Origin of the sequence: Garicola koreensis (assembly GCF_014195445.1) — a bacterium.
Taxonomy (GTDB): domain Bacteria; phylum Actinomycetota; class Actinomycetes; order Actinomycetales; family Micrococcaceae; genus Nesterenkonia; species Nesterenkonia koreensis.
This window is the reverse complement of sequence record NZ_JACIBT010000010.1, coordinates 1-24,986: the sequence shown is the minus strand read 5'-3', so window position 1 is coordinate 24,986 and position 24,986 is coordinate 1. Positions and strand designations below refer to the sequence as shown.

At 66.0% G+C, this 24,986-nt stretch carries 21 protein-coding genes; 15 read left to right on the top strand and 6 right to left on the bottom strand.

Translation table 11 applies throughout. The annotated features are described in order from the left end of the window. Positions 1 to 55 precede the first annotated feature (55 nt). From FHX47_RS09135 to FHX47_RS09120, 4 genes are all read left to right on the top strand, one after another. Entirely contained in the window at positions 56 to 1,090 is a 1,035-nt protein-coding gene (locus FHX47_RS09135) for an ABC transporter permease (RefSeq protein WP_183358628.1), read from the top strand. Further along, positions 1,087 to 2,196 carry an iron chelate uptake ABC transporter family permease subunit gene (locus FHX47_RS09130; RefSeq protein ID WP_183358627.1) on the top strand — a complete coding sequence of 370 codons (1,110 nt, stop codon included), beginning with the start codon at positions 1,087 to 1,089 and terminating at the stop codon, positions 2,194 to 2,196. Before FHX47_RS09135 ends, FHX47_RS09130 begins: the two co-directional genes overlap by 4 nt. After that, a complete protein-coding gene (locus FHX47_RS09125; RefSeq protein WP_183358626.1) occupies positions 2,193 to 2,948 on the top strand; it encodes an ATP-binding cassette domain-containing protein in 756 nt (251 codons plus the stop codon). The genes FHX47_RS09130 and FHX47_RS09125 overlap by 4 nt, the downstream gene beginning before the upstream one ends. Before the next feature lie 154 nt (positions 2,949 to 3,102). After that, complete coding sequence (locus FHX47_RS09120; RefSeq protein WP_183358625.1) at positions 3,103 to 4,545, top strand: MFS transporter; 1,443 nt, start codon at positions 3,103 to 3,105, stop codon at positions 4,543 to 4,545. Positions 4,546 to 4,633: 88 nt separating this feature from the next. On the opposite strand, the gene FHX47_RS09115 is transcribed toward FHX47_RS09120, so the two are convergent. Further along, entirely contained in the window at positions 4,634 to 5,395 is a 762-nt protein-coding gene (locus tag FHX47_RS09115; protein ID WP_183358624.1) for a M50 family metallopeptidase, read from the bottom strand. A 95-nt stretch (positions 5,396 to 5,490) separates the two neighbouring features. Here FHX47_RS09115 and FHX47_RS09110 point away from each other — a divergent pair, with 95 nt between their 5' ends. Beyond that, positions 5,491 to 6,216: a TVP38/TMEM64 family protein gene (locus FHX47_RS09110; RefSeq protein ID WP_246328143.1), complete on the top strand. Its 726-nt coding sequence runs from the start codon at positions 5,491 to 5,493 to the stop codon at positions 6,214 to 6,216. On the opposite strand, the gene FHX47_RS09105 is transcribed toward FHX47_RS09110, so the two are convergent. From FHX47_RS09105 to FHX47_RS09085, 5 genes are all read right to left on the bottom strand, one after another. Then, positions 6,191 to 7,333 (bottom strand): PQQ-dependent sugar dehydrogenase, encoded by a 1,143-nt coding sequence (locus tag FHX47_RS09105; protein WP_183358623.1) that lies wholly within the window; start codon positions 7,331 to 7,333, stop codon positions 6,191 to 6,193. The two genes, FHX47_RS09110 and FHX47_RS09105, sit on opposite strands and share 26 nt — an antisense overlap. An 82-nt stretch (positions 7,334 to 7,415) precedes the next feature. After that, a complete protein-coding gene (locus FHX47_RS09100; protein WP_183358622.1) occupies positions 7,416 to 9,197 on the bottom strand; it encodes an acetyl/propionyl/methylcrotonyl-CoA carboxylase subunit alpha in 1,782 nt (593 codons plus the stop codon). 102 nt (positions 9,198 to 9,299) lie between these two features. Further along, complete coding sequence (locus tag FHX47_RS09095) at positions 9,300 to 9,992, bottom strand: Maf family protein (protein ID WP_183358621.1); 693 nt, start codon at positions 9,990 to 9,992, stop codon at positions 9,300 to 9,302. Further along, the gene (locus FHX47_RS09090; RefSeq protein WP_183358620.1) at positions 9,989 to 10,348 is read right to left on the bottom strand and encodes a hypothetical protein; all 360 of its coding nucleotides are present in this window, start codon (positions 10,346 to 10,348) and stop codon (positions 9,989 to 9,991) included. The genes FHX47_RS09095 and FHX47_RS09090 overlap by 4 nt, the downstream gene beginning before the upstream one ends. Positions 10,349 to 10,364: 16 nt before the next feature. Continuing rightward, on the bottom strand, positions 10,365 to 11,954 hold the full coding sequence (locus tag FHX47_RS09085) for an acyl-CoA carboxylase subunit beta (RefSeq protein WP_183358619.1): 1,590 nt from the start codon (positions 11,952 to 11,954) through the stop codon (positions 10,365 to 10,367). A gap of 154 nt (positions 11,955 to 12,108) precedes the next feature. Between FHX47_RS09085 and FHX47_RS09080 the strand changes: the two genes are divergently transcribed. From FHX47_RS09080 to FHX47_RS09035, 10 genes are all read left to right on the top strand, one after another. Further along, positions 12,109 to 13,005, top strand: a complete 897-nt coding sequence (locus tag FHX47_RS09080; RefSeq protein WP_183358618.1) for an SDR family oxidoreductase — start codon at positions 12,109 to 12,111, stop codon at positions 13,003 to 13,005. An 11-nt stretch (positions 13,006 to 13,016) separates the two neighbouring features. Beyond that, complete coding sequence (locus tag FHX47_RS09075) at positions 13,017 to 13,934, top strand: biotin--[acetyl-CoA-carboxylase] ligase (protein ID WP_183358617.1); 918 nt, start codon at positions 13,017 to 13,019, stop codon at positions 13,932 to 13,934. Positions 13,935 to 13,988: 54 nt separating this feature from the next. Continuing rightward, positions 13,989 to 14,630 carry a hypothetical protein gene (locus FHX47_RS09070; RefSeq protein ID WP_183358616.1) on the top strand — a complete coding sequence of 214 codons (642 nt, stop codon included), beginning with the start codon at positions 13,989 to 13,991 and terminating at the stop codon, positions 14,628 to 14,630. A gap of 220 nt (positions 14,631 to 14,850) precedes the next feature. Further along, positions 14,851 to 16,164 carry an adenylate/guanylate cyclase domain-containing protein gene (locus FHX47_RS09065; RefSeq protein ID WP_183358635.1) on the top strand — a complete coding sequence of 438 codons (1,314 nt, stop codon included), beginning with the start codon at positions 14,851 to 14,853 and terminating at the stop codon, positions 16,162 to 16,164. A gap of 67 nt (positions 16,165 to 16,231) precedes the next feature. Continuing rightward, the gene (locus FHX47_RS09060; RefSeq protein ID WP_343064355.1) at positions 16,232 to 17,014 is read left to right on the top strand and encodes a PP2C family protein-serine/threonine phosphatase; all 783 of its coding nucleotides are present in this window, start codon (positions 16,232 to 16,234) and stop codon (positions 17,012 to 17,014) included. A gap of 80 nt (positions 17,015 to 17,094) precedes the next feature. Beyond that, on the top strand, positions 17,095 to 17,391 hold the full coding sequence (gene gatC, locus FHX47_RS09055; RefSeq protein WP_183358609.1) for an Asp-tRNA(Asn)/Glu-tRNA(Gln) amidotransferase subunit GatC: 297 nt from the start codon (positions 17,095 to 17,097) through the stop codon (positions 17,389 to 17,391). A gap of 38 nt (positions 17,392 to 17,429) precedes the next feature. Continuing rightward, a complete protein-coding gene (gene gatA / locus FHX47_RS09050; RefSeq protein WP_221206312.1) occupies positions 17,430 to 18,911 on the top strand; it encodes an Asp-tRNA(Asn)/Glu-tRNA(Gln) amidotransferase subunit GatA in 1,482 nt (493 codons plus the stop codon). Beyond that, positions 18,908 to 20,425, top strand: coding sequence for an Asp-tRNA(Asn)/Glu-tRNA(Gln) amidotransferase subunit GatB (gene gatB / locus FHX47_RS09045; RefSeq protein ID WP_183358607.1), 1,518 nt, complete (start codon positions 18,908 to 18,910; stop codon positions 20,423 to 20,425). Before gatA ends, gatB begins: the two co-directional genes overlap by 4 nt. A 247-nt stretch (positions 20,426 to 20,672) precedes the next feature. Then, positions 20,673 to 22,325: an alanine/glycine:cation symporter family protein gene (locus tag FHX47_RS09040; RefSeq protein WP_246328137.1), complete on the top strand. Its 1,653-nt coding sequence runs from the start codon at positions 20,673 to 20,675 to the stop codon at positions 22,323 to 22,325. 318 nt (positions 22,326 to 22,643) lie between these two features. Beyond that, positions 22,644 to 24,986 (top strand): SH3 domain-containing protein (locus tag FHX47_RS09035; RefSeq protein ID WP_183358615.1); only part of this gene is annotated, 2,343 nt, incomplete at its 3' end.

Below are 24,986 nucleotides of genomic sequence, written 5' to 3'. Positions count from 1 at the left end.
TGATTCGGCTGAATTAGATCAGCAGCCTGTCTCCCAATCCCCCTCGGAAGCCCTTATGACCACTACGCTGCGGCAGGATGTCTCCCAGACAAGCCGTGACGTCCTCGTCGACGACGGACGACGCCATCGGCGCCGCAGAATATGGACCCCCGCCTTCGCGCTGGCCATTGTGCTCACCCTGGGGCTGCTGGTTCTCTCGCTGCTCACCGGACAGTTCGAGGTCTTCTCCGAGCAGGGCTTCTGGATGTTCGGCATCACCCGTGTGCCGCGGACTGTGGCTCTGGTGCTGGCCGGTGCCTCGATCGCCATGTGTGGGGTGATCATGCAGCTGCTGACCCAGAACCGGTTCGTGGAGCCGACCACCACCGGTACCACCGAATGGGCCGGACTGGGCCTGATCCTGATGATGTGGATCTTCCCCGGCGCCAGTCTCTTCGCCCGCATGTCCGGGGCGACCGTGATGGCATTCATCGGCACTTTGGTCTTCTTCGTGTTCCTGCGTCGGGTATCGCTGAAGTCCAGTCTCATCGTGCCGATCATCGGCATCATGCTGGGAGCCGTCGTCAGCTCCTTCACCACCTACATTGCGCTGATGACCGACCACCTGCAGACCCTGGGCATCTGGTTCGCCGGGTCCTTCACCGGCGTCATCCAGGGACGCTACGAACTGATGTGGATCGTGCTGATCGTCACCGTGGCCGTCTTCATCGTCGCCGACCGGTTCACCGTGGCCGGGCTCGGCAAGGAAATGGCCACCAATGTGGGGCTGAACTACGCCATGGTGCTCTTCATGGGCACCGCCATGGTGGCAGTGGCCACCGGGGTGACCGCCACGGTGATCGGCACGCTGCCCTTCCTCGGCCTGGTGGTGCCCAACATCGTTGCGCTCTTCCGCGGAGACGATATGCGCAGCAACCTGCCCTGGGTGTGTGTGGTCGGCATCGCCGTGGTCACCGTCTGTGACCTCATCGGCCGCACCATCCGCGCACCCTTTGAGATCCCGGTCGGCCTGGTGCTGGGACTGGTCGGCGGCGTGGTCTTCATCGGGCTGCTGCTGCGCCAGCGCCGCAAGGGAGGGCTGGTCGTATGAGCACCAGCCAAGCGCACACCGAGGCTCACACAGCACCAAGCGCCGACCAGCCGCAGAGACCCCCCGGCCAGTCAGCGCGCCAACCGGACAGCGCCACCGCGAGGCGCCGGCACTCCAAACCGATCACCGATAAGAAGCACCTGCGCAAGTACCTGCTGGTGATGAGCCTGCTGACAGTCCTGGCCATCGCCGTCACCGTGGGCATCATGACCTACGACAACCCCGCGGAGTTCGGTTCCCGCGGCTGGTGGCTGATCGCTGGGATGCGCCGCGACTCACTGCTGACCATCGCCGTGGTGACACTGTGCCACACCATGGCAACCATCGCCTTCCAGACTGCGGTGAACAACCGGATCATCACCCCCGGCATCATGGGGTTCGGCTCGCTCTACACTGCCATTCAAACCGGTTTCGTCTACATATTCGGCGCAGCCGGAGTCACCATGCTGGTGGGAGTCCCGCAGTTCTTCCTCCAGATGATCGTCATGCTGCTGCTGGCCACCGGTCTCTACACTTGGCTGCTGAGCGGAAAGTTCTCCAATATCCACATCATGCTGCTGATCGGAGTGGTCATCGGCGGCACCTTGGCCTCCCTGTCGAACTTCATGCAGCGGATGCTCACCCCCAGCGAGTTCGACGTCCTCACCGCCCAGCTGTTCGGCAACATCTCCAACGCCCGGGCGGAATACCTGCCCTACGCGATCCCCATCGCGCTGCTGGTCACCGTGGTCCTCTGGCTCCGCTCCTCCAAGCTCAATGTGATGGCCCTGGGCAAGACCACCGCACTGAACCTGGGCGTGAACTATAAGCGTGAACTCATCGGCATCCTGGCCCTGGTCTCCATCCTGATCTCCATGGCCACCGCCCTGATCGGACCGATGATGTTCCTGGGCTTCCTCACCGCGATGCTGGCCTACCAGTTCGCCGACACCTACTCCCACCGGATGCTGTTCCCCATGGGATTCCTGTTCGGCTACACCATCTTGGCCGGCGGCTACTTCATTCTGCGCCACCTCTGGGACGCCGGCGGGGCGGTCACCGTCATCGTCGAGCTCATCGGCGGAACGGTCTTCCTCATCTTCATTCTGCGAAAGGGGCGCCTGTGATCACCCTGAACGAGGTCCAGAAGGACTACAGTGACTCGGTGCAGATCGGCCCGGTCACCACCGAGATCGAGTCCGGCGGCATCACCGCCCTGGTGGGTCCCAACGGTGCGGGAAAATCCACCATCCTGACCATGATGGGGCGTCTGCTGGACCTCGATCACGGCACCATCGAGGTGGCCGGGCACGACGTCGTCAAAACCCCCTCCCGCACCATCGCGAAGATCCTCTCGGTGCTGCGCCAGGAGAACCACTTCGTCACTCGTCTCACCGTGCGCCAACTGGTGGGCTTCGGCCGGTTCCCGCACTCCGGGGGCCGGCTCACCCTCGGCGATGAGAAGTACATCTCCGAGGCCATCGACTTCCTGGACCTTACCGACCTGGAGCACCGCTACCTCGACCAGCTCTCCGGCGGCCAGCGCCAGCGCGCCTATGTGGCCATGGTGCTGGCCCAGCAGACCGACTACGTGCTGTTGGATGAGCCGCTGAACAACTTGGACATGCAGCACGCCGTCCAGATGATGAAGCAGCTGCGCCGCGCCGCCGACGACTTGGGCCGGACGATCGTCATCGTGCTGCACGACATCAACTTCGCCGCCCACTACTCAGACAGGATCATGGCGATGAAGAACGGCCAGGTGATCAAACACGGCACCCCGGAAGAGATCATGCAGAACCAGGTGCTCTCAGAGATCTTCAACACCGACATTACGGTCATCGAGGGGCCCAGCGGCCCACTGGCCGTCTACTACTGAGCTGACACCGGGCCAGGCGCCACGAAGCCGTCTCAAACTCTGAGAAATCAACAATGGTGGTGCTTCACCATGTGCAGGCGCACCTAAAATTGACGGGTCTGCCGCGCAACGGCGCCCGAAAACCCCATCCTCATGCTTCAGCGAAGGAACCGCTATGTCTTCAGCCGCCGACGCGGACCAGAACCCTGGGCCCCTTGAGAGCAGCGGCGGCGACACTGTCGCCGACTCCCAGCTCGGCGTCCCACGCCGACGCATCATCTTGGCCTCCCTGATCGGGACGACCATTGAGTTCTACGACTTCTACATCTACGCCACAGCCGCAGTCTCGGTCTTCCCCATCCTGTTCTTCATCACCGAGGACGACGGTGCGGCCCTGCTGGCCTCCATGGCCACCTTCGGCGCGGCGTTCGTCGCGCGGCCGCTGGGTGCGGTGCTCTTCGGCCACCTCGGTGACAAGGTGGGCCGTAAGACCACCTTGGTGGGGGCGCTGCTGACGATGGGCATCGCCACCTTCCTCATCGGCGCGCTGCCCACGATCTATCAGATCGGCATATGGGCACCCCTGATGCTCACCGTCTTCCGGTTCTGCCAGGGCCTGGGCCTGGGCGGGGAATGGTCCGGTGCCGCGCTGCTGGCCTCCGAGACCGCCAAGCCGGGCAAGCGTGCCCAGGCCGCCATGTGGCCGCAGCTGGGCGCCCCCTTCGGTTTCATCCTGGCCAACGGACTGTTCTTGATCCTGGCCACTGCCTTCGCGTTCGACTCTGCCGCAATCCAGGCCATGGACGTCGGGGAGGCCCTGCAGGATCCATTCATGGTCTGGGGTTGGCGCATCCCGTTCCTGCTGTCCATCGTCATGGTCGCCGTCGGGCTCTATGTGCGTCTTCGTATTGAAGAGACCCCGGTCTTCGCCAAAGCCAAGTCCAATAATGAGCGAGTTAAGACTCCCCTGGGTGAAGTGTTCAAGAAGAACTGGCGGGAAATCATCTTAGGAACCTTTGTGATGTTGGCCACCTACGGGTTGTTCTACCTGATGACCACGTGGATCTTGAGCTACGCGATCGGCAGCGAGCAGGCTGGTGGCCTCGCCTACGACTACCAGGACTTCCTGGTTCTGCAAGTCATCTCCATCCTGTTCTTCGCAGCCTTCGTGCCGATTGCCGGCTACCTGGCAGATAAGTTCGGCCGCCGCCGGATGCTGATGACCACCACGGCAGGCATTATCGTCTTTGGTTTTAGCTTCGGGGTCTGGCTGAACCCGGACTCCATCGGCGCAGGCGACGAGATGAACGTCGGGCAGATGATCGCATTCCTGTGCGTCGGCATGACCCTGATGGGACTGACCTTCGGGCCTATGTCGGCGTATCTGCCGGAGATGTTCCCCACCAACACCCGCTACACCGGTTCGGGCATCGCCTACAACGTCTCCTCGATCCTGGGTGCAGCCCTGACCCCGTTCGTGGCAACGTTCTTGGTGCAGAACTTCAGCGTGGGCGCCGTCGGCTTCTATCTGGTGTTCCTGGCCGTGCTGACGATGATCAGCCTGATCCTCTCCGCTGAGACCAGCAAGAAGTCGCTCTACACCGCAGCCGCCGGATAGGGGCGCCCACCGCCGGACACGTCCCGGGCACAGCTCGGGCCGGTCCCAGCTGCCCTGCGCGGGCGATCGAGGGCTCCCTAACCAGCCGTCATCGGGCGAAGAGCATCCAGAAGACCGCGACCGCGCCGCCGAAGCTCATCAGCAAAAAGAACAGCAGCCACACGGCCGCTGGCACCGCCCATGCCTGTGCGGCGCGGGAAGCATCCGTGCTGGCTGCCCGCTGCTTGGCATGTGCCCGAACCGCCCGGCCGGATCCCGGCCGCAGCGCGGCAAAGTGCACCGTCCAGAGGTCCAAGGTGCCGCGCGCGCCCGCCACGGCATAGAAGATGCTCAGCCCCACCACCGTGTGGGTGACCAGTGCCGGATCGTTGAACCACCAGATCACCCCGGTGGCCAGCACTGAGATGAGACAGGAGACGATGCCGACCACGTTGCGGGACAGCAGCAGCGCGACCACTATGACCAGCTGATACACCGTCAGTCCGGCCCCGGCGTAGCCGGTCGCCGCCAGAGCCGCCAAACCGAGGGCGAGCAGGCCCGGGGCGGGGTAGCCGGCCAGCGCGGTGATCAGCATGCCGAATCCTCGCGGCCTGCCGCGTGAGAGGGTCACCCCTGAGGTGTCGGAGTGCAGCTTGATTCCCGACACGCGGCGTCCGCTGATCCAGGCGGCGACCACGTGGCCCATCTCATGGATGATGGTCGAAGCCTGCCGCACGATCCGCCAGATCCCCGGCACCACCGTCATCAGCACGGCTACCACGCCCACCGCTGCGATCACCGTCGGTTCGGGCTGCGAGGCAGCGGTAAAGCGTTCGGTCACAAAATCGAGGACTGTGCGCGCATGCTCCATCTGATCTCCTTCGGCAGGGGGCGACCCCTCGATTATCCGGCACTTCTGCCAGGCTCCACCGTCAGCGGCGCGCGAGGAGCGATAACATGACGTGCATGCAGGAGAACCAGGACGGCGAACCGGCCGCCGGTGATCATGAGGCCCCCTGGGCCACGTGGCTGCGCAACGTCGCCCTGATCGTGGTGGTGCTGGCTATGATCTGGGTGGTCTTCAACGTTGATCTGCCGCCGGTGGACACGCTGCAGGCCACGATTGAGGGCTTCGGCTGGGCCGGGTGGTTCATCTTCATCGGCCTCTACGCACTGGCGGCGCTGACTCCCATACCGGTGACGATCATGGCGGTCACCGGCGGGCTGCTGTTCGGGCTGACCATAGGCAGCGTGCTCTCAGTGATCGGGGCCTTTCTCGGCGCATGGGGCGCCTATTGGCTCGCTCGCGCGCTGGGCAAACAGGTGGTCACGCGCATGTTGGGACGTTACCGGGCCCACGTGGAGAATCAGCTCACCAGCGCCGGCTTCGAGGCTGTCTGCACTCTGCGGCTGATGCCGGGGGTACCGTACTGGCCGGTGAACTACGGCAGCGGCGCGTTCGGGGTCAGAACGCACGTCTATGTGCCGGCCAGCCTGCTCTCCATGATCCCCGGTCAGATATCGCTGGTGGCCGTCGGCAACTTCATCGCCGAGCCCGGGGTGATCAGCGGTGCCTGGGTGCTCATCGCCTGGGCCGTGGTCATCGTGCTCACCGTGCTGGCCTACCGCCGCTGGCGCACCGCCCGAGGCGCCTTCGGTGGCGGGCCTACTGTCCAGGACGCAGCTCCATGAGCGACCCGCCATCGGTGGCCACCCAAACGGCGCCGTCGGGGGACTCCTCAACGGCGCGGATGCGCTCGCCGACGTCCCACTCATCAGCTGGTTCTGCGGTCTCGCCGTCGAGCTCCACCCGCACCAGATTCTCACCGGAGAGACCGCCCAGCAATGCGCTGTCCTGCCACCCGGTGAACAGCTCACCCTGGTAGATCATCAGGTTTCCGGGGGAGATCGCCGGCACCCAGTGGGCCTTCGGCGACTCGAAGCCGTCACCCTCCGTGTGGTCGGCAATCTCTGTGCCGTCGTAGTGCACCCCCATCGACGCCTGGGGCCAGCCGTAGTTGGCGCCTTCGCGAATCAGGTTCAGTTCGTCACCGCCCTGCGGACCCATCTCCGAAGACCACAGGTTGCCGTGTGAGTCCGAAGCGATGCCCAGCGGGTTGCGATGCCCGATCGTCCAGAACTGGGATGCGGTCCCGCCGGCGTCGGCGAATGGGTTGCCCGGGGCGGGATCGCCGTCTAGTCTCAGCCGCACAATGGTGCCGAGGTTGGTGCTCATATCCTGGGCCGGCTCCATCTGCTGGCGGTCCCCGGAGGTGACATAGAGCATCTCGTCCAGCACGATCATGCGCAGGGAGAAATGCCCGTCACCGGCCGCCGGGTCCTGCTCCCAGATCACCTCCAGGTTCTCCAACGCCGCCTGGTCCGTATCCAGCTGGGCGCGACCCACCACACCCTGGGTGCCGCCCTCGGCCGAGCGCACCCAGCTGAGGTAGATGGTCCGGTCCTGTCCGAAGGTGGGGCCAGCTATCACATCGTGCATACCGCCCTGGCCCGCGTCCACCACTTCGGGGGCACCGCTGACCTCCCGCACCTCGCCGGAGTCTTGGCTGCGCAGCTTCAGCGCACCGGTGCGCTCAGTGATCAGCAGCGACTGGGTGCCGGGCAAAAACTCCAGCGCCCACGGTGCGTCGAACTGCTCGTGCTCCACCGTCTCGAACTGTGCGGCAGCCTCCTGCTGCACAGCTGAAGTCTCTGCCGGCGGCGTCGTCGGCGTCTTCGTGGTCGAGTCCTGGGCGCAGGCACTGACGAGCAGTGCCGCTGCGGCGGTGCTGCTGGCAAGTCCTCGCATACCTTGACCGTAGCCGACCCGACCCGATGCTCACAGGGCACTAATCCCGGTGAACTTTTCCTGTGCGGCTCGCTGCAGGCGTTCAGTCGACGATGGTGGCCACAGCCTCCCCGGCCTTCACGCTGGAACCGGACTGCACCTTGAGGCCCTTGAGCTTGCCGGCCTTGTGGGCGGTGATCGGCTGCTCCATCTTCATCGCCTCCAGGACGACGACGAGGTCGCCTTCAGCGACCTTGGCGCCGTCCTTGAGCGCCACCTTCACCACGGTGCCCTGCATCGGTGAGGTGAGAGAGTTCCCGGAGGCAGCCGTCGCTGCGGCGGTGCGCTTCTTCCGCCGCTTCTTAGCAGGTGCGCCGCCGGAGAGCTTGCCGGCCGCCAAGGATGCCGGCACGTTGACCTGCACTCGCTTGCCGTTGACCTCGACCACCACATCTTCGCGTTCGGAGTCCTCGCCGTCGCCGGGGCGGGCGGTGAGCGCGTTGAACGGTTTGATGTCGTTGACGAACTCGGTCTCGATCCACCGGGTGTGGACGTGGAAGGACTGGGCCTTCGGATTCTGAAGCTCAGGGGCGAACGCCGGGTCGGTGATCACTCTGCGGTGGAACGGCAGGACAGTAGGCATCCCCTCAACCTGCATCTCGGCAAGTGCACGGTGAGCCCGCTGCAGCGACTGACGACGATCAGCACCGGTGACGATCAGTTTGGCGACCATCGAATCGAAGGCCCCGGAGATCGTCTCTCCGGCACGCACCCCCGAGTCGACCCGAACCCCCGGCCCGGCAGGCATTTTGAAGGTCTCCAGCGTCCCGGGGGCGGGCATGAAGCTGCGCCCCGGGTCTTCACCGTTGATGCGGAACTCTATGCTGTGCCCGCGCACCTCGGGGTCCTCGTAGCCGAGCTTCTCCCCGCGAGCGATGCGGAACTGCTCGCGCACCAGGTCGATGCCCGTGACCTCCTCGGAGACCGGGTGCTCCACCTGAAGGCGAGTATTGACCTCCAGGAAGCTCACCGTCCCATCAGCGCCGATGAGGAACTCGCAGGTGCCGGCCCCGACGTACTGGGCTTCTTTCAGGATGGCCTTCGAAGCCCGGTAGAGCTGGCGATTCTGCGCCCGGGTGAGGAACGGTGCCGGTGCCTCCTCCACCAACTTCTGGTTGCGGCGCTGCAGGGAGCAGTCGCGGGTGGAGACCACCACGACGCCGCCGTGGGAATCGGCCAGGCACTGCGTCTCCACGTGGCGCGGCCTGTCCAGGTACTTCTCAATGAAGCACTCGCCGCGGCCGAACGCCGCTGTGGCCTCCCGTACGGCCGATTCGTAGAGCTCGACGATCTCATCGCGCTCACGCACCACTTTGATGCCGCGGCCTCCGCCTCCGTGCGCAGCCTTGATCGCCAGCGGAAGACCCTGCTTCTCGGCGAACTTCAGCACCTCCTTCGCTGAGGAGACCGGCTCCTTGGTGCCCGGAGCCAGCGGCGCACCGACCTTCTCCGCCAGCTGACGGGCCGAGACCTTATCGCCCAGCAGCCGGATCGCCTCCGGCGGGGGGCCAATCCAGACCAGCCCGGCGTCGATGACCGCCTGGGCGAACTCCGCGTTCTCCGACAGGAACCCGTATCCGGGGTGCACGGCATCAGCGCCGGTCGCCTGCGCGGCGGCCAGCACCTTCGTCATGTCCAAGTAGGAATCGGATGCCGACTCCCCGCCGAGCGCATAGGCCTCGTCGGCCGCGTGGACGTGCATCGCCTGGCGGTCCGCTTCGGCGTAGACCGCCACTGTGGCAAGGCCTTCGTCCTGGGCGGCGCGGATGATGCGCACTGCGATCTCACCGCGGTTGGCGATCAGTACCGTGGAAAACTCGGTCATCTGCAGGTCCTTCGTCGTCGTTCCTGGTGCCGGTTGCTGGATTTTTGTCGTTATGAGCGGTTCGTGCGGCTCAGAACGACAAAAATCCAGCAATCGATGTGGTTATGTCCAAAAATCTGTGATGCTGCGGCCGAACTCACTCAGCAGCCGGTTCAGCGCCGCCGGGGAGAGGCCGATGACGGCGTTGGGGTCGCCCTCGACCCGGTCGATGAACGCAGCGCCGCGACCCTCCAGGGTGAACGCCCCGGCGCAGTGCAGCGCCTCGCCGGACTCCGCGTAGGCGCGAATCTGCTCATCGCTGGGTTCAGCGAACCTCACCTGGGAGGAGACGGTCTCCCCAGCAGAGGTCAGGGTGCTCTCCGGCACGCCCAGCGGCCCCTTGGTCATCGCTGCGGAGCCGAGCCACGAGTGCTCTGCGGTGGTGGCCGCCGTCCCCGCGTCCACCAGCCAGTGGCCGGTGTGCAGGGTGCCGGTCCTGCCACGCATCTGCTGCCACCGCTCGACGGCGACATCGACTTCGTAGGGCTTGCCGTAGGTGACCCCGTCCAGTTCGAACACGGAGTCACAGCCCAGCACGAGCGTATTTCGGGATGCGGGCAGCGCAGCTACGGCCTCGGCCTTGGCCCGGGCCAGCAGCAGGGCGGTCTCGGCTGCGCCCAGCTCTGCTCCGGCGGAGGCGGCCTCCACCACTGCCGGCTCGTCGACTGAGGAGACTTCAACGTCAAAGACGACGCCGGCCTGGTCCAACACTCTGCGCCGGCTGGGGGACTGGGAGGCCAGAACGAGTCGGGTCATCCGAAACCTCCTGCCGCCTGCCAGGAGCTTGGCCCGGGGCGGCCCCACAGCCCGTGCTGATCCAGCTGCAGCCGGTGGCGACGCTGGACGGCGCGGTCGGTGGGACCAGTGCCCCCGGCATCGGAGCTCACCGGTTCGGCTGCCGCCAATCGAGCCAGCACCGCCACCACGGCCGCCGTCTCATCATCGCTCAGCTGGGCGCCGCGGATCCCCACCGCAGCCGCAGCCTCAGTGTCAGCCGCAGTGTCGGCCTCCAGCTCGGCAGCCTGCGGCTCAGCAGTCTGCAACTGAGCGGCGGCCTCCAGCGGGGCCTGGGGGTCAGTCTGGGCTGCGGCCGTGGGCGTCGTCGTCATCATTGTCTGCCGTCTCATATCAGAGGGGAATGTTTCCGTGCTTCTTCACCGGCCGTGATTCGCGCTTGTGGTAGGTGGCGTGCAGGGCCTTGGAGATCTGCCAGCGGGTCTCGGCCGGTTCCACCACGGCGTCGATGTAGCCCAGTTCGGCGGCCTGATAAGGGTTTAAGAGGGCTTCCTCGTATTCGTCGATGAGCTGCTGGCGCTTTGCCTCCACGTCCTCGCCGTCCTGCTCAGCGGACGCCAGATCCCGGCGGTGGAGGATGTTCACCGCACCTTGGGCGCCCATCACCCCGATCTGGGCGGTGGGCCAGGCCAGGTTGACGTCAGCTCCCAGCTTCTTGGAGCCCATCACAATGTAGGCGCCGCCGAAGGCCTTGCGGGTGATCACCGTGATCTTCGGGACGGTTGCCTCGGCGTAGGCGTAGAGCAGCTTGGCCCCGCGGCGGATGATGCCACCCCACTCCTGGTCGGTGCCGGGCAGGAACCCGGGCACATCCACCAGGGTGAGGATCGGGATGTTGAAGGCGTCGCAGAAGCGGACGAACCGGGCGGCCTTCTCACTGCCGGCAATGTCCAAGGTGCCGGCCAGCTGGCTGGGCTGGTTGGCCACCACCCCAACGCTGCGGCCGTTGATCCGGCCGAAGCCGGTGATCATGTTCGGTGCGTAGAGGGCCTGCAGCGCCAGGAAGTGACCATCGTCGAGCAGCTGTTCGATCAGTACGGTCATGTCGTAGGGGGCGGAGGCCGAATCCGGGATGAGGTCGTTGAGCGCCTCATCCTCCTGTTCGATCTTGGCTCGCTGCTCAGCAGGCTCCACCGGCGCTTCGGCCAAGTTGTTCAGCGGCAGAAACTCCAGAAGCTCCTGGGCGAACTCGATGGCGTCCTGCTCGTCTGCGGCCATATACGTGGCCGTGCCGGTGGTGGTGTTGTGCGAGCGCGCTCCGCCCAAGGACTCCATGTCCACATCTTCGCCGGTGACTGACTTGATCACGTCCGGGCCGGTGATGAACATGTGGGAGGTCTTGTCCACCATGATCACAAAGTCGGTCAGCGCAGGAGAGTAGGCGGCTCCGCCGGCCGCCGGCCCCATGATCAGGGTGATCTGCGGGACCACCCCGGAGGAGTGCACGTTGTTGCGGAAGATATCGGCGAACATCGCCAGTGAGGCCACACCCTCCTGGATGCGGGCGCCGCCGCCGTCGTTGATGCCGATCAGCGGGCAGCCGTTGCGCGCTGCGAACTCTTGGACTTTGACGATCTTTTCGCCGTTGACCGCAGACAGCGAGCCGCCGAACACGGTGAAGTCCTGGGCGTAGACGGCAACCAGTCGACCGTCGACGGTGCCGTAGCCGCCGACGAGCCCGTCACCCAGAAGCTTCTTCTTCTCCATGCCGAAGGCGTGGGTGCGGTGCACCGCCAGGGCGTCGAATTCCACGAACGAGTCCTCGTCCAGCAGCAGTTCGATGCGTTCGCGGGCGGTGTGCTTGCCGCGGTTGTGCTGCTTGGCGATCGACTCCTCGCCCGCCGGGGCCAGGGTCTGATCACGACGACGCCGGAAATCGGCGATCTTGCCCGCAGTGGTCTTCAGATCAGCAGAGGAAGTCATGGTCGGTGGCGCACTACTTTCGTCGTCGTTCTGTTGGGTGTCCACAATCTGGTCGCCAGTCTAATGAGGCTCTGCGCTCAGACGGATGTAGATACCCTACAATTCTGCGCGAGGGTCACGGCAAAGACGGCTACTGGGCAGTAAGGTAATGATCATGACGTCGACATCTGAGCCGACAGCGGCTCCCACCATGCAGAACAGAACAGTGCTGATCTCCGGCGGAAGCCGCGGGATCGGCCACGCCATCGCGGTGCGGCTCGCCGAGGCTGGGGCAAACATTGTCCTGGTGGCCAAGACGGATACGCCGCACCCCACGCTGGAGGGCACCGTCCACACCGCAGTCGCCGATGTGGAGGCCGCCGGAGGTCGGGGGCTGGCAGTGGTCGGTGACATTCGCAGCGACGACGACGTCGCACGCGCCGTCAGCGCCGCCGCCGAGCACTTCGGCGGGATCGATGTGCTGATCAACAACGCCTCGGCCATCGACCTCAGCCCCACGGAGTCCCTGGACATGAAGCGCTTCGACCTGATGCAGGACATCAACGTGCGCGGCACCTTCGCGATGTCCAAGGCGGCGATCCCGCATCTGCGCCGCAGCGCTGCGGGTGCTGACGGGTCGGGCCAGCCCGGCTGGGCGCCGAAGATCCTCACCCTCTCCCCACCGCTGACCGATGCGCAGGGGCGGCTGAGCTCCACGTGGTTCGGCGCCCATCTGGGCTACACCATGAGCAAGTACGGCATGTCGATGACCACCTACGGACTGGCCGCCGAACTGGCCGACACGGGGGTGGAGGTCAACTCGCTGTGGCCGGTGACGCTCATCGCCACCGCCGCCATCGCCAACCTTCCCGGCGGTGAGCAGATGCTGCAGGGGGCCCGCACACCGCAGATCATGGCTGATGCCGCCTACGCGCTGATCAGCGGCGAAGCCCAGCTGGGCAGCGGCGGGTTCCTCACCGATGAGCAGGTGCTCACCGCCGCCGGCACCACAGACTTCAGCGCCTATGCGGTCAATCCGGACGCCGCCCTGGTGCCGGACATCTTCCTGTAGGGCAGGCACCGGTGCTTGACGAGGCGCAGCTGACTCACCGGCTGGTGGAGCCGGGGGTGGTCTCCCGGCTGGTGCGGGTGGAGACCACCGACTCCACCAACGCCGAGCTGCTGCGCGCCGCGGCCGCGCCGGACTTCGCCGCCCAGTGGCCGCATATGGCGGTGCTCACCGCCGAGGAGCAGACGGCCGGCCGCGGGCGCCTGGGCCGCGGGTGGGCCTCACCGAAGAGCTCGACGCTGTCCACCTCGATTCTGCTGCGCCCCAGCTTGCCGAGGCAGCAGTGGCACTGGCTGACCCTGACCGCGGGGCTGGCTCTGGTCAGAGCACTGGGCGCCCGTGACGTTGCCGCCGCCCTGAAATGGCCCAACGATGTCCACGTCGACGGCCGAAAGATCGCCGGGCTGCTCGCGGTGGTCCCACCCGATGATCCCAGTGCGGTGATCATCGGCTGCGGCATCAACGTGCTGCAGAGCGCTGAGCAGCTGCCCACGCAGACCGCCACCTCGGTGGTGCTGGAGGCTCAGCGCGCCGGTCATCCGACACCCGATGTGGAATCTGCTGAGGCGGCTGCGCTTCGCACCGACCTGCTGGCCGACTGGCTGGATTCGTTCGCCCAGCTGATGCGCCGGATCCAGCAGCACGCCGATGTGCAGCCGCTGCGGGCAGACATCATCGCCGCGGTGAGCACCCCCGGTGAGCAGGTGCGGGTGGAGCTGCCCGGCGGGACCGCCGTGCGCGGACGTGCTGTGCGCGTCGATACGCACGGGGCGCTCGAGGTCGAGGTCACCGCCCGGCGTCGTACGGTGCTTGACCCTGAGGCCGGTGGCGGTCATGAGGGGCTCTGGGAATCCAGCCGCGCGGTCCGTGAGTCCTACACCGCCGGCGACGTGGTCCACCTGCGGCCGGCCGCCGGAGGGCGCGCCAGGTGACCGACCCCCAGTAGACTTGATGCTGAATCACGATACAGGAGGTGCTTCGGGCCGATGCTGCTGAAGCTGGTTGAGGGCGAACAGGTGATCGTCCGCACCCGCGCCCATCACCGCGCCCTGGTGTCGGTGGTGGTGAACCTGCTGGTCACCATCGCCCTGGTGAGCTTTTTGCTGGGCTACGTCTCCCGCGACACCCAGCCGACCTTCGTTCAGCAGTACAGTCATATCTTCGTGTTCATCATTTGGGCCCTGGGGCTGCTCAGCCTCGTCTTCGGCACGCTGAAGCCGGCGTGGGGCTGGCTGAACCGGCACACCTACCTGACCACTGAGCGGATCGTGCAGAAGAATATGATCGGTGCCGGCCACGCCACGGTCATCCCACTGGCGCTGCTGGCCCAGACCGAGGTGCGCCAGGCCAAGCTGCAGCAGATGAGCGGGGCAGGCACTGTTGCCCTGGTTCACGGGGCCTTCGGCCAGCACCAGCGCACCCGCCTTCGGGACATGCCCGACGCCGAACGCTTCAACAACCTGATCGCCCAGGAGCTCTCCTCCCACCGGCGCCGCGCCCAAGCCCAGCAGGCGGCCCATGCGCGGGGTGCCGGACCGGGCAGTGGACAGCCGGTCCAGCCTGGGCCCGACCCCTGGCGCGGAGACGTGGCCGGATCCAGCTTTGGGGGTGGCTATGGCGCCTACTGAGGGGCCCACCGATTTTGAGGCCGTGACCGAAGAGGGGCCCGACGACGCCGGCCGCGCCTCCTGGGAGCGGGCCCGCAGACGAGGATTCGGCGCCGCCGGGCCCGATCGCTGGAGCGAAGACATGACCGGCGACTACGACCCGCCCTTCAGCCGCGCGTCCTCTGGCCCTGGGTCCTCCAACACTGGGCCCTCACCGCAGACGCCGCATCTGCCCGACTACATGGCAGACGAAGGCGCAGGCGGGCAGGCGCAGTCCGACGCGGGGGCGGCTGAGTACAGCGACGAGGAGCTTGCCGCAGCCCGCGCTGACTGGTCGGACTTCCCCGCACCCCGGGGGCACGGACCGCTGCTCACCTCCCCGGTGCCCAGGGTGCCCAACCGGGGGTTCACCCCAGGGCCACAGCCGCAGGACGACGGCGAACGCGAGGATCCGCAGTATCACCGATCCTCGGTCACGGCCGCGATCCCGATCCCCGGCCGGCGGGAGCGTGACTGGCACGGCAACATCCGCAAGCTCGAGCACCAACTCCTGGGGGCCGAGCGCACCCTGACCTACCGGCAGATGGCTTCACGGATGGGAGTCTCCACCCATTCGGCCCGCCGACTCTGGCGTGCCCTGGGGTTCCCCAACCTCGACGAAGACATCAAGGCGTTCACCGAAGCCGACGCCGACGCCCTGGCCAGAATGGTGGAGCTGGTCCGCGACGGTCATCTGAACCAGGAGGCCGCCATCTCACTGACCCGCTCGGTGGGGCAGATGACCGACCGAATGGTGGTGTGGCAGATCGAGGCGCTGGTGGAGGACAAGATCGCCAATGAGCGCCTCACCGACGCCCAGGCCCGCAGCCAGGTAGTTGAGGAGCTGCCGCAGCTCATTGAGCCGGTCCAGCAACTGATGAACTACGCCTGGCGCCGTCAGCTCTCCGCCGCGCTGCAGCGGCTCACCGTCCGGGTGGAGTCGGGGCTGGCCTCGCTCTCGCGCAGTCGCGACGGCACCGAGGACGACGCGCCGCTGCCGCTGGCCCGGGCGGTGGGCTTCGCCGATCTGGTCTCCTACACCTCGCTGTCGCGGCAGATGAACGAACGCACACTGGCCCAGATGGTGCAGCGCTTCGAATCCCGATGCGCTGAGATCATCTCCATCGGCGGCGGCCGCCTGGTCAAGACCGTCGGCGACGAGGTGCTCTACAACGCAGAGACGCCCGAGGCCGGGGCTGAGATCGCGCTGGCGCTGTCGGAGTCCATGGCCGCCGACGACGTTCTTCCGCAGGCGCGGGTCTCGGTGGTGTGGGGGAGGGTGCTCTCCCGGATGGGCGACATCTACGGGCCCACGGTGAACTTAGCCGCCCGGCTGACCGGCATCGCCGACCCCGGCACAGTTCTGGTCGATGAGGCCACCGCCGAGGCCCTGGAGGTCACCGAAGACTACCTGCTGGTGCCGCAGCCGCCGCGGTTGGTGCGCGGATTCGGGGAAGTCTCACCCCATCTGCTGCTGCGGGCCAACGGCTCGGGCATCTCGCTCGACTCCCACTGAGCGCACACGTCACAGGCGGGACACAATTTGGTCACGAATCTGTCGCGATTCATGACAAGATGGGTGCGTGACTTTGAGCGCCGACAGCCCCGAGACCACCCCGGAGCCCTACGCCGACTACGGCTACGGCTCTCACGTGGGGCTGCGCCGGGAACTGAACGAAGACTCCTATGTGGTCACCGATACGCTCTTCGCCGTCGCCGACGGTATGGGAGGCCACGAGGCTGGTGAGGTGGCATCCTCAGTCGCCGTTCAGGCGCTGGCCGAAGGCTGGGAGGCCGCCGGCGGCAAAGTCGGCCAGGGAGAGATCCAACAGTTCCTCGACGACGCCGACGCCCGCATCCGCGCAGCCACCGACTCCAAGGCCGGCACGACGCTGACCGGTGCGGTGGTGGTTCCCGGTCACGGTGGCACTGCCGACGCCGATGCGGGAGGCACCGGCCAGTGGCAGTGGCTGGTGTTCAACATCGGCGACTCGCGCACCTACCTGCTCAACGATGGTGCCCTCATCCGCCTCACCCGCGACCATTCGCAGGTGCAGGAGCTGCTGGATTCAGACATGATCACTGCCGATGAGGTGGAGAACCACCCGCAGCGCAACGTCATCACCCGGGCGCTGGGCGCCGGAGACATGTGGGACGCAGACTTCAGCACGGCCACAGTCGCCTCCGGCCAGCGGCTGCTGGTCTGCTCCGACGGGCTGACCGGGGAGCTCACCGACGAGCAGATCGCCCACATCCTCAACGCCGGCCACAACGCGCAGGACACCGTGGACTGGCTCATCCACCAGGCGCTGCGCCACGGCGGCCGCGATAATGTGACCGTCATCCTGGTTGACGTCACCTCCTGAGATTCCGGTCCTTCGGGGCCGAGCCGCGGCCAGTAAACTGGCCCACAGAGAACCGCCCAACCAACATTAAAGGGAGATGCATGCCTGAGATCTCGCGCGCCGATGTGGAGCATCTGTCCGCACTTGCCCACATCGCCATGACCGATGAGGAGCTGGACAAGATGACCGGGGAGCTCGGCGTCATCGTCGACTCGGTGAAGTCCGTGCAGGAGGCTGCCGCAGATGAGGTGCCGGCCACTTCCCACCCGGTGGAGCTGCGCAACGTGTTCCGCCGCGACGAGGTCGGGCACGTCTTCACCGCCGAAGAGTCCCTGGCCAATGCCCCCGATGCCCAGGACGGACGATTCAAGGTTCCTGCCATCATGGACGGGGAGTGATCACCGTGTCTGACCTGATCACACTGACAGCCGCCCAGATGGCCGCCAAGCTGGCCGCAGGCGAAATCTCCTCCGTCGAGCTCACCCAGGCTCACCTGGACCGGATAGCCGCAGTGGACGGCGAGATCAACGCATTCCTGCACGTCAACGCCGACGAAGCACTGGAAACCGCCGCCGAGGTGGACAGGCTGCGGGCGGCAGGCGGTGCCCAGGCCGATGCGCTTCATCCCTTGGCCGGAGTCCCGGTCGCCGTCAAGGACCTCATCGTCACCCGTGGGCAGCCGACCACCAGCGGCTCGAAGATGCTCGAAGGTTGGATGAGCCCCTACGACGCCACTGTGGTCACCAAGATCCGGCAGGCGAAGCTGCCGATCCTGGGCAAGACGAACCTGGACGAGTTCGCCATGGGCTCCTCCACAGAACACTCTGCCTACGGACCCACCCGCAACCCGTGGGACACCTCCCGGATACCCGGCGGCTCCGGGGGCGGCTCGGCAGCTGCCGTGGCGGCCTTCGAAGCCCCCCTGGCGCTGGGCACCGACACCGGCGGCTCCATCCGGCAGCCCGCAGCGGTCACCGGCACCGTCGGCACCAAGCCCACCTACGGCAGCGTCTCCCGCTACGGCGCGATCGCGATGGCTTCCTCGTTGGACCAGATCGGTCCGGCGGCCCGAACCGTGGAGGACGCGGCACTGCTGCACGAACTGATCGCAGGCCACGATCCCAAGGACTCCACATCGCTTCCTGAGCCAGTGCCGGGGTTCGGCACAGCTGCCGGCAACCACGAGGTGGCCGGAATGCGGATCGGGGTCATCAAGCAGCTGCAGGGCACCGGCTACCAGGACGCTGTGCTCGCCCGCTTCCAGGAGTCGCTTGAGCTGCTGCGCTCAGCCGGGGCGCAGATCGTCGAGGTGGACTGCCCCAGCTTCGAGTACGCTTTGGGCGCCTACTACCTGATCATGTCCTCGGAGGCCTCCAGCAATATGGCCCGGTTCGACGGGGTCCGCTACGGTCAGCGCGTGCTTCCGGACCAGCCGCCGGTGACCATCGAACGAGTTATGGGGGCGACCCGGGCCGCCGGGTTCGGCGAGGAAGTCAAGCGCCGCATCATCCTGGGCACCTACGCGCTCTCGGCCGGCTACTACGACGCGTACTACGGTTCGGCCCAGAAGATCCGAACGCTCATTCAGCGCGACTTCGAGGCCGCCTTCGCCTCCGCCGATGTGCTGATCTCGCCCACCTCGCCCACCGTGGCGTTCCCGCTGGGGGAGAAGCTTCAGGATCCGATGGCCATGTACCTCAACGACATCGCCACCATCCCCGCCAACCTAGCCGGAATCCCGGCCATCTCCGTGCCCGGCGGACTCGCCGAGGGTCTGCCGGTGGGCGTCCAGTTCCTCGCCCCGGCGCGCGGGGATGCCGAGGTGTACCACGCGGGACGGGCCTTGGAGAAGCTGCTCAACGACGATGCCGGTACGCCCGTGTGGGCGCAGGTTCCAGACATGGAGGTAGCCAAATGAGCCAGAGCACCACAGACGCGGCGCCGCTGAGCTTTGAGGCCGCGCTGGAGACCTATGAGCCGGTGATGGGCTTTGAGATCCACGTGGAGCTGAACACCGCGACCAAAATGTTCTCCTCCGCACCCAACGCCTTCGGCGATGATCCCAACACCAACGTCAACGAGGTGGACCTGGGGATGCCGGGCGCCCTGCCGGTGCTCAACGGTGCGGCCGTGGAGTCGGCCATCAAGCTGGGCCTGGCGCTGAACTGCCAGATCGCATCCTTCTGCCGGTTCGCGCGCAAACAGTACTTCTATCCCGACACCCCCAAGAACTGGCAGACCAGTCAGTACGACGAACCGATCGCCTTCGACGGGCACCTCGACGTCGAGCTCGACGACGGCGAAGTCTTCCGTATCGAGATCGAGCGCGCCCACATGGAGGAGGACGCCGGAAAGCTCACCCACGCCGGTGGCACCGGACGCATCCAGGGATCGGAGTACTCGCTGGTCGACTACAACCGTGCAGGCGTGCCGCTGATCGAGATTGTGACCAAACCCATCACCGGTGCTGGAGCCCGCGCCCCGGAGCTCGCCAGGGCCTATGCGACTGCAGTGCGCGACATCGTGAAGGGTCTGAACATCTCTGAGGCCCGCATGGAGCGCGGCAACGTGCGCTGCGATGCCAACGTGTCCCTGATGCCCAAAGGATCTGCCACCTTCGGCACCCGCTCAGAGACCAAGAACGTCAATTCGCTGCGCGCGGTCGAACACGCGGTGCACTACGAGATCCGCCGGCATGCCGGGGTGCTCTCCGCAGGCGGCAGTGTGGTCCAGGAGACTCGCCACTGGAAGGAGGACTCCCGGACCACCAGCTCCGGACGCCCGAAGTCCGACGCCGACGACTACCGCTACTTCCCCGAACCGGACCTGGTGCCGATCAGCGTCACCGCAGACTGGGTCGAGCAGCTGCGCGCGCAGCTGCCGGAGCCGCCGGCCGAACGCCGTCGCAGGCTCCGCGAAGCCTGGGGGTTCTCCGAGGCGGAGTTCCGCGACGTCGTCGCCGCCGGCCTGATCGACCAGATTGAGGAGACAGTGGCCCATGGCGCAGCCCCTGCAGCGGCGCGCAAATGGTGGATGGGCGAGATCTCACGGCTGGCCAAGACTCGTGATGCTGACCCTGCCGCCCTTGATGTGCAGCCGGCCACCGTCGTGGAGCTGAACCAGCTGGTGGAGCAGGGGCGGATCAACGACAAGATCGCCCGCCAAGTCCTGGAGCATCACCTGGCGGGGGAGGGAGCCCCGAGCCACATCGTCACCGTACGCGGTTTGGAGGTCGTCTCCGACGACGGTGCGCTCACCGCGGCGGTGGAGAAGGCCATGGCGGAGAACCCCGACGTCGTTGAGAAGGTCCAGGGCGGAAAGCTCAAGGCCATCGGCGCCCTCATCGGCCCAGTGATGAAAGAGACCCAGGGTCAGGCTGATGCGGCCAAGGTCAAGGAGATCGTGCTGGAGAAGCTGGGCATGACCCCCTAGTTCCACCCCTCACTTCACCCTGAGCTTCCCGCGACGCCGTCCTCTCCGAACGCTTGGAGGGGGCGGCGTCGTCATGTCCGCTCCAATGTGACTTGCGACACGCTCAAGAATCTGGCAATATTCCCTCATCTGTCCGAAGGTTGCTACATTTTCCTTGCAGTTAGTCGAGGAGCTGAACCAGCCTACAGACAATTGTTGCTAGACCAGCGTCACCTATCACTGCACCCACCTGAGGGGGATCAGCACGATGAATCCACTGGGACATATTGCGGCCATGGGGGCCGAGGAGCAAGTCTCCGGCCTTCAGCAGGTCGCCGACACGATTGATGAAGTCTTCGGCAACGCCACCGGATTCTTCGTCAATCTCATCTTCGGCACTGAAGTCACCGTTCCCCTGGGCGCGCCATTTCCGGAAGAGGCCACACTGTGGGACGGTCCGCTGGTGGTGCTGTGGGCTGTGGTCGCCGCCATCTCATTCACCATCTATTTCAAGGGCGTCCAGTTCACCGGATTCAAGACCTCGCTGGAAGTCATCCGCGGCAAGTACTCCCGTGACGACGATCCAGGAGAGATTTCTCACTTCCAGGCGCTGACTTCAGCACTGTCGGCCACTGTGGGGCTGGGCAATATTGCCGGTGTGGCTGCCGCGGTCTCCCTCGGCGGACCCGGTGCCACCTTCTGGATGGTCCTGGCCGGTCTCTTCGGTATGTGCACCAAGTTCGTTGAGTGCACACTGGGAGTCCGCTACCGCACCATCGACGCCGATGGTAACGTCCACGGCGGCCCGTTCAAATACCTTCCGGTGGCCTTCCACCGGCTGGGCAAGGTCCCGGTGGCCATCATCACCGGCGTGTTCGCCATCTCGATCATGCTCTTCGGTGTCATCGGCGGCGGCATGTTCCAGGCCAACCAGACATACGGCGCCATCACCTCAGCCGGCGAAACGATCGATGCCCAGACCGGCGGTTCCACCTTCGACTTCCTGGATGCCACATGGTTCGCCTTCCTCTTCGGCATCATCTTTGCCGGCCTGGTGGCGCTGGTCATCATCGGCGGCATCAAATCCATCGGTGCGGTCACCAGCAAACTGATTCCGATTATGGCCGGCATCTACGTGCTGGGTGCGCTCATCGTCATCCTCGCCAACATCGGAAACCTCGGTGAGGCCGTCGGTCAGATCATCTCCGGAGCCTTCAGCCCCGAAGGAATCAGCGGCGGCGTCCTCGGGGTGATCATCATCGGCGTGCAGCGCGCGGCCTTCTCCAATGAGGCCGGCATCGGCTCAGCCCCGATCGCCCACTCCGCGGTGAAGACCCGCCGTCCGGTCTCCGAAGGATTCGTTGCCGCACTGGAGCCCTTCATCGACACCGTGGTGGTCTGCACCATGACCGCTCTGGTGATCATCTTCGCGTGGCCGGCCGACTTCGAGGCCTCCATCGGGGTGGGTCACGAGAACCCAGTGGGCCTGACCTCCAACGCCTTCGACTCCTTCATTCCGGGCTTCTCGGTGGTGCTGGCCATCTGCGTGGCCATGTTCGCCTTCTCCACGCTGATCACCTGGGCCTACTACGGCCTGGAGGCGTGGCGCTACCTGTTCGGCAAGTCGATGGCCGGAGACATGACGTTCCGGCTCATTGTGTGCGTGATGATCGTCATCGGCTGCGTGGTCACCTTCGCCAACATCATCGACTTCGCCGACGCCGCGCTGTTCCTGTGCATCTTCATCAACGTCATCGGCCTGTGCATCCTGGCTCCGGTGGTGAAGAAGGAGATGCAGCAGTACATCGCCGACCGCCGGGCCGGCCGTCTGATGGAGGACCCGGAGTACATCCCCGGTCCTGAGGACATGGTCCATGTGCCGCAGAAGGAGTCCACCGAGACTGTGGGGTACAAGGCATAGTCGTTTCATGACCAGTCAGCCCTGAATGACCAGTCAGCGCTGAGCTGACCGGAGCGGGAAGAAGAGAGCCCCTCGACAGGCCAATCGGCCGGCCGAGGGGCTCTCTTCTCTGTCCGCCGCGCCTGGGTCTCAGCACAGAGCGGCACCACTGTCCTTCAACTACAGGTCGAAACACGCACTGTAGCCAACCCTGAGCGCCTGACTACAGTGACCTCAGGCTTGCCACGGCTCCGCGGCTTCCCATTCCCATCGCGCCAGGAGCTGCCGGCCAGCCGCTATGGAGTCGTTACTGCACCACGACCAGTGAGGAAAAGACCTGTGCCGAAGAAACTCTCGTCGGCGGTCGTCGGCACGCTCGCCGTCGGCCTGACGCTGCCAGCTTCAGTCGCCGCCGCCCACGCGGCTGATGCCCCCATCACCAATGGCCTCCCGCAGCCGCTGACCGGTTCCGGCCACACCGCACCGGCAGCAGGCCTGGCCTCCGGGGTGAGCATCAGCACCGGCAGCACTGCGGGCACTTTCGCTGACCCGCTGGCTGAGCAGAGCTACACCTTCTCCACCGGCACGGGGCCGCGCTGCATGTCTGTGCAGGGAGCCTTTGCCAATCACCAGGGACAGGATCTCGTGACTGCTGAAGGAACGCCCATCACCGCGATCAGTGACGGCACCGTGGTGCGCACCGTCGATGGGACTGCCAGCCGGGCCGGCTTCATCGTGGTGCGCCACAACATCGGCGGTCAGGTCTACCACTCCGGCTATCTGCACGTGTGGGACGCTGAGTCCCACGTCAGCGTCGGTGACTCCGTCAGTGCCGGCGACACGGTCGGCGTCGTCGGTGACTCCGGGCCCACCGTGACACCGCACCTGCATCTGGAGATCTGGCGGGGCGGCTGGCACACCGGCACCGCGCTGGACCCCACAGCGTGGCTCGCTGAGCGCGGCGTGGACCTGCAGAACAATGCTCAGCGCGTCCAACAGCGCGACAAACCATCCAGCTGCGACTACTACGCCGCGCAGAGCACGAAGCTGCTGGCCTCAGCCAGCCCGAATGCTGAGATGCTGGCGCAGCTGGACCGCGGAGCAGAACTGACCTCAGCGCCCGGAGACGCCGCCGACGGTTTCGTGCGCGTCACCGCCGGTGACCAAACAGGATGGGTGCGGCACGGCCACCTCACCCCGGACGCTCCGGCAGGGACCTCTGCCGACTCCTCCGGACCGACACCGGCAGGGTCCAGCTCAGCGGGGCAGCACCGCGTCACCGAGCCGCTCTACGCCCGCAGCGGCCCCGGCACGAACCACGCCATCCGCCAGGGGATGCCCACCGACGAACTGATCACCGTGACCGCCACCTCCGGTGACTGGGTGCAGTTCACCCGCCGCGGTGAGCAGGTCTGGTCCCACGGCGCCTACCTGGAGCCTGCCGACGAATCAGAGAGCTCCTCGCAGACATCGTCAGCCAGCGATGCCGACGCCTCGCAGCCAGCGGCAGACTCTGGCACGCAGACGCATGAGGTCACCACTGCGCTGAACGTGCGCAGCGGCCCGGCAACCGCACATGGGGTGGTCGGAGGAATGCCGGCCGGTGAGCGCGTCAGCGTCGTCTCCACTGACGGAGATTGGGTACAGATCCGGCGGTCCAATGGTCAGCAGGGGTGGTCGCACGGCTCCTACCTCTCCGACGGGTCATCGGCAGACTCCTCCAGCGCTGATTCTGACAACTCAGCTGCGGAGAGCTCAACCCCTGACAGTTCCGCCGCTGGCAGCTCCGAATCCGGCAGCGCTGGTTCTGATAAGGCGGGTTCTGGCAGCTCAGCTTCTGGCAGCCCCGCATCCGACAGCGCTGGCTCAGAGAGCTCCGGGTCTGAAGGCGGCGCATCGGAGGCCTCGGAGCAGAGCAGCTCTTCGACCGCGTCGGACACATCCGATGACGACCCATCGCAGGCTCCCACCGCCACCCACACAGTAGACGGGGTGTACCTCAACGCGCGCAGCGGCGCGGGGACGGACCAGCCAGTGGTCACGGTGCTGAACCCCGGCACCGGTGTTCAGATCACCGGTCGCAGCGGCGAGTGGGCGAGCTTCGAGCGTGACGGCAGCACCCTGTGGATGTATGCGGATCATCTGCGCGGCACCCAGCAGGACGCCGACGCAGCGCCTGCTGATAACGCACCAGAATCCTCCAGCAACGAGGTCTCCTCCAGCACCGAGGGATCCGGGTCCTCCAGTTCCGACAGATCCTCGGGCGCTCCGGGTTCAGATGCTCCGGATTCGGACTCCTCAGATTCGGGCTCCTCGGATCCGGCCGCCACCGCCACCGGTGCTTCGGCGTCGGACTCGGATGCTGTGAGAACCACCGAGGGGGTCAACATGCGCTCCGGTGCGGGGATGAGCCACGCGGTGCAGCGCACTGTGGCCCCCAATACTGAGGTCGATGTGCTGGACCGCAGCGGGGGCTGGTACCAGGTGCGCGCCGGAAGCAGCACCGGCTGGATCTGGCACGAGTTTTCTGGACCTGCCGGCTTCAGCGTCGACGTCGAGCTCATCGTCCAGTTCGGACGCGGCGGATGCTGGGGCGTCGTCGTCCTCGTCGTCTTCCAACTCGTCCAACGGATCGGCAAGCTCCGACTCATCGAGCGGATCGTCGGATTCGACGTCGGGCTC